The sequence below is a fragment of the Streptomyces sp. NRRL B-1140 genome (genome assembly GCF_001280065.1).
In the GTDB taxonomy this organism is placed as follows: domain Bacteria; phylum Actinomycetota; class Actinomycetes; order Streptomycetales; family Streptomycetaceae; genus Streptomyces.
In genome coordinates this window covers 1-967 of sequence record NZ_LGEA01000160.1, presented here as the reverse complement: position 1 = coordinate 967, position 967 = coordinate 1, and the positions used below count along the sequence as shown (strand labels likewise).

Genomic DNA, 967 nt, shown 5'->3' with positions numbered 1-967 from the left:
CGTGGAGTTCGTCGACGCCGCCCACCAGCGCGGCATGCGCGTGATCATCGACTTCGTCATGAACCACACCAGCGACCAGCACCCGTGGTTCCAGGAGTCCCGCAAGGACCCCGACGGGCCCTACGGCGACTACTACATGTGGGCCGACGACGACAAGGGCTACCCGGACGCCCGGATCATCTTCGTCGACACGGAGACCTCGAACTGGACCTTCGACCCGGTGCGCGGCCAGTACTTCTTCCACCGCTTCTTCTCCCACCAGCCGGACCTCAACTACGAGAACCCGCGCGTCCAGGAGGAGATCCTGGCCGCGCTGAAGTTCTGGCTGGACCTGGGCATCGACGGCTTCCGGCTGGACGCGGTGCCCTATCTCTACGCTGCCGAGGGCACCAACTGCGAGAACCTGCCGGAGACGCACGACTTCCTGAAGCGGGTGCGCGAGGAGATCGACGCGCAGTACCCGGACACCGTGCTGCTGGCGGAGGCCAACCAGTGGCCCGAGGACGTCGTCGACTACTTCGGCGACTACGCGAACGGCGGCGACGAGTGCCACATGGCGTTCCACTTCCCGGTCATGCCGCGCATCTTCATGGCCGTACGCCGCGAATCCCGCTACCCCGTGTCGGAAATCCTCGCCAAGACCCCGGCCATCCCGGCGGGCTGCCAGTGGGGGATGTTCCTGCGCAACCACGACGAGCTGACGCTGGAGATGGTCACCGACGAAGAGCGCGACTACATGTGGGCCGAGTACGCCAAGGACCCCCGCATGCGCGCCAACATCGGCATCCGCAGGCGCCTCGCCCCGCTGCTGGACAACGACCGGCACACCATCGAACTGTTCACCGCCCTGCTGCTGGCCCTGCCCGGTTCGCCGATCCTGTACTACGGCGACGAGATCGGCATGGGCGACAACATCTGGCTCGGCGACCGGGACGCGGTGCGCACGCCGATGCAGTGGACGCCCGAC

Annotated in this window: 1 protein-coding gene; it reads left to right on the top strand. The window is 66.8% G+C overall.

Going from position 1 to position 967, the window contains the following annotated elements:
- On the top strand, window positions 1–967 hold a 967-nt coding region (locus ADK65_RS34495), incomplete at both ends, for an alpha-amylase family glycosyl hydrolase (protein WP_267889764.1).